Source organism: Stenotrophomonas sp. 3diitr2024, assembly GCF_042136455.1.
Classification (GTDB): domain Bacteria; phylum Pseudomonadota; class Gammaproteobacteria; order Xanthomonadales; family Xanthomonadaceae; genus Stenotrophomonas; species Stenotrophomonas sepilia.
Genome location: NZ_JBHHMJ010000415.1, coordinates 1 through 4152 on the forward strand (window position 1 = coordinate 1; position 4152 = coordinate 4152).

Genomic DNA, 4152 nt, shown 5'->3' on the forward strand with positions numbered 1-4152 from the left:
CCGGCGCCGGCGCCGGCGCGCAGGCCACCAGGGGAAGGGTCAGGGCCAGCAGGCCAATGGCCTGCGTGCGAAGTCGGGGAGTCATCGGACGGCAACCTCCGGGTCGGATGGAAAGAGGAATACGGGCCCCGCCGACGGCGGGGCGTGAAGGCGCCCGGCTCAGTCGCGCGGGCGCGGCGGCACCGGCAGGTCGTCCTGCAGGCGCGGCTCGAACGGGTAGAACGCGGCACCGCCGGCGCGGGCCGGGAAACTGGCATTGAGCGCGCCACCTGCGGTCGGCGCCAGGCTGGAGCGCGGCCACGGCCGGGCCTGCAGCCCGCCGACCTCGCCGAATGGCAGGTTGCGGTTGGCGTTGGCCGGTACGGTCGGAGCCAGCGGTGCCTGCACGGCGGCGATGGCGCGCTGCGGAGCGTCATCGCGCTGGGCGGCACGCGCAGCCTGCTGGCTGCGGGTTGCACTGGCGCGGCGGGCGTCCTGGCGACGGCTGGTAGCAGCCATCGCCACAGCCGGCGCCGCCGCCACGGCCATCGCGGCGGTATCCACCGATGCTTCGGTCACCGGGGCCGGCGAGGTCGGCGCCGGCGGCAGTTCCGCCTGGCTGGCGATCACCTGGGGGGCCAATGGCTCGCCGGGAGTGGCCTCCTTCAGCTTCTCGCCCCCCATGAACAGGGCGACCGCAGCAACCGATGCGGCCAGAGCCGCGCCGCCGCCCCAGGCCCGCCAGCCACTGCGACGTACCTGGCGACGCGGCTCGGCCTGCGGCGTCGGCTCGGCCGCGATGGCGGCAGCCACGGCGGCACTGAACCCGGCCGGAGCCAGTGCCGACGCCTGCCCGCGCATCACGTCGCCCAGCAGCTGCCAGCGCTCCTGGCAACCGGCCAGCTCGGGGTCGTGCTCCATCCGGCGCAGCAGGAAACGCGCTTCATCGGCGCCCAGCTCGCCATCGACCAGGGCCGACAGCTGCTCGCGATGGCGCTGGTCCAGGCGCTGCCCGGCGGGCGATTGATGGTTCTGCGATTCGTTGAACGGGTTACTGGTCATACGCGGCTCTTCTCACGGGTGGCGCTGCCGATGTCCAGCAGCGGCCGGAGTTCGGTGTCGATCGCCTCGCGCGCCCGGAAGATCCGTGAACGCACCGTGCCGATCGGGCACCCCATCTTCTGCGCGATATCCTCGTAGCTCAGGCCTTCCACCTCGCGCAGGGTGATCGCTGACCGGAGTTCTTCCGGCAGCGCGTTGACGGCCTTCATCACCGTCTGTTCCAGCTCCTGGCGCATCAACTCGCGTTCGGGCGTGTCGGTGTCACGCAGGCGCGTACCACTGTCGAACTGTTCGGCGTCGCCGATGTCGATGTCATCGGTCGGCGGCCGTCGATTGTGTGAAGCCAGGTAGTTTTTGGCGGTATTCACGGCGATTCGATGCAACCAGGTTGAGAACTGGGCATCGCCACGGAAACTCCCGATCGCGCGGTAGGCACGGATGAAAGTGTCCTGGGCGACGTCCTGACATTCGCTCCAGTCGGCGATGTAGCGACCGACGAGGGCCACCACCCGATGCTGGTACTTGCGCACCAGGACATCGAAGGCGGCACTCTCGCCGTGCTGCACGCGCCGGACCAGTTCCAGATCCAGCTCCTGTGGTGTATCAACCTCGGCCATGAGGGGCCGCACTCCTGTCAGCCCAACCGACGTCGGGCAATGAGACTGCCAATCCCGGGAAAAGTTCAGTCGCCGATCACCTGGCGCCGCACCAGCTTTTAACCACCGTTCCGTTAGCGTCCCGGTCCACGGCCATGGATCCGGGGGCGCCACTCCCCTGCTATTGGGATTTGACGCGAGGGAAACAACCTCTGGATCATAGCCGCTTCTCCATACACAACCGGATGGAACGTCCATGCTTTCAGGCTTCGATGGTCTCCGCTTCAGCCACTGGCACCCCGAGATCCGCGACGACGGCGTGGTGGTTCTCTCCCTGGATCGTCAGGACAGCAGCGTCAACGCGATGTCGCAGGACGTGCTGCTGGAGCTGGGCGACCTGCTTGAGCGCATCGCGCTGGACCCACCCAAGGGCGTGGTGGTCCAGTCGCTGAAGAAGGCCGGCTTCATTGCCGGTGCCGACCTGAAGGAGTTCCAGGAATTCGACCGTCGCGGCACCGTCAATGACGCGATCCGTCGTGGCCAGGCCACCTATCAGAAGCTGGCCGAGCTGCCCTGCCCCACCGTTGCGGCGATCCACGGCCACTGCCTGGGAGGCGGCACCGAACTGGCGCTGGCCTGCCGCTACCGCGTGGCGTCCAATGACAGCAGCACCCGCATCGGCCTGCCGGAAACCCAGCTTGGCATCTTCCCGGGCTGGGGCGGCAGCGCCCGCCTGCCGCAGTTGGTGGGCGCGCCGGCGGCAATGGACTTGATGCTGACCGGCCGCACCCTGTCGGCCTCGGCCGCGCGTGGCATCGGCCTGGTCGACAAGGTGGTGGCGCCAGCGGTGGTGCTCGACACCGCCGTCGCGCTGGCGCTGTCCGGCACCACCCGCCCGTTCAAGCAGCGCGCGACGGCATGGGCCACCAACACCTGGCTGGCACGCAGGCTGTTGGCGCCGCAGATGGTCAAGCAGGTCGCACGCAAGGCGAAGAAGGACCAGTACCCGGCGCCGTACGCGCTGATCAGCACCTGGCAACGCAGTGGCGGCAAGCCCATCCAGGCCCGCCTGGACGCCGAGCGGCGCGCCGTGGTCAAGCTGGCCAGTACACCGACCGCGCGCAATCTGATCCGTATCTTCTTCCTCACCGAGCGACTGAAGGGCCTGGGCAGTGGTGATTCCGGCATCCGTCACGTGCACGTGGTCGGCGCCGGCGTGATGGGCGGCGACATCGCCGCGTGGGCCGCTTACAAGGGCTTCGAGGTGACCCTGCAGGACCGCGAGCAGCGCTTCATCGACCCGGCCATGGAACGCGCGCAGGCGCTGTTCGCCAAGAAGGTGCGCGACGAAAGCAAGCGCCCCGCCGTGGCCGCACGCCTGCGTGCCGACCTGGAAGGCAATGGGGTTGCCGAAGCGGATCTGGTGATCGAGGCGATCATCGAGAACCCGGAAGCCAAGCGTGCGCTGTACCAGACGCTGGAACCGAAGATGAAGCAGGACGCCCTGCTGACCACCAATACCTCGTCGATCCCACTGGTGGAACTGCGCGATCACATCCAGCGCCCGGCGCAGTTCGCCGGCCTGCACTACTTCAACCCGGTAGCGCAGATGCCGCTGGTGGAAATCATCCACCACGATGGCATGGCGCCGGAGACCGAGCGCCGCCTGGCCGCGTTCTGCAAGGCGCTGGGCAAGTTCCCGGTGCCGGTGGCCGGCAGTCCGGGCTTCCTGGTCAACCGCGTGCTGTTCCCGTACATGCTGGAAGCGGCCACCGCCTACGCCGAAGGCGTCCCGGGCCCGGTGATCGACAAGGCCGCAGTGAAGTTCGGCATGCCGATGGGCCCGATCGAACTGATCGATACCGTCGGCCTGGACGTGGCCGCCGGAGTCGGCCGCGAACTGGCACCGTTCCTGGGCCTGCAGATTCCGGCCGCGCTGCAGACGGTGGAACCGGACAAGCGTGGCAAGAAGGATGGCCAGGGCATCTACACCTGGGAAAACGGCAAGCCGAAGAAGCCGGACGTGGCCAGCGACTACCAGGCCCCGGCCGACCTGGAAGACCGCCTGATCCTGCCGCTGTTGAACGAGGCCGTGGCGTGCCTGCACGAAGGCGTGGTGGCCGATGCGGACCTGCTGGATGCCGGCGTGATCTTCGGCACCGGTTTCGCCCCGTTCCGCGGCGGTCCGATCCAGCACATCCGTGCGGTCGGTGCCGATGCGATCGTCGAGCGGTTGAAGGCGCTGCAGCAGCGCCACGGCGACCGTTTCGCCCCGCGCCCGGGCTGGGACAACCCCGCCCTGCGCGAACCGGTGGTTTGAGTTGATCTGCCGGGCCTGCGGCCCGGCACCCGCAGAGGCAACCGCCGAAGCAAAAGCCAAACCCAGAGCCAGAGCCAGAGCCAGAGCAACAGCCGGCTCTGGCTTTTCTGTTTGTTGGGCGGGGCGGTGTCGGGTTGCGGGGACGCCGTAAACCCGTCCTTGGGGGCTTGGCCGCGGCATCCATGCCGCGGACAC

Annotated in this window: 3 protein-coding genes; 1 reads left to right on the top strand and 2 read right to left on the bottom strand. The window is 68.7% G+C overall.

Annotation, left to right across the window (positions count from 1 at the left end; genetic code table 11):
* Positions 1-159: 159 nt before the first annotated feature.
* On the bottom strand, positions 160-1041 hold the full coding sequence (locus ABGA94_RS10420; RefSeq protein ID WP_065179471.1) for a sigma-E factor negative regulatory protein: 882 nt from the start codon (positions 1039-1041) through the stop codon (positions 160-162).
* On the bottom strand, positions 1038-1658 hold the full coding sequence (rpoE, locus tag ABGA94_RS10425) for an RNA polymerase sigma factor RpoE (protein ID WP_005418256.1): 621 nt from the start codon (positions 1656-1658) through the stop codon (positions 1038-1040). The genes ABGA94_RS10420 and rpoE overlap by 4 nt, the downstream gene beginning before the upstream one ends.
* A 235-nt stretch (positions 1659-1893) precedes the next feature.
* Between rpoE and ABGA94_RS10430 the strand changes: the two genes are divergently transcribed.
* Complete coding sequence (locus ABGA94_RS10430; RefSeq protein WP_005418265.1) at positions 1894-3957, top strand: 3-hydroxyacyl-CoA dehydrogenase NAD-binding domain-containing protein; 2064 nt, start codon at positions 1894-1896, stop codon at positions 3955-3957.
* Positions 3958-4152 lie beyond the last annotated feature (195 nt).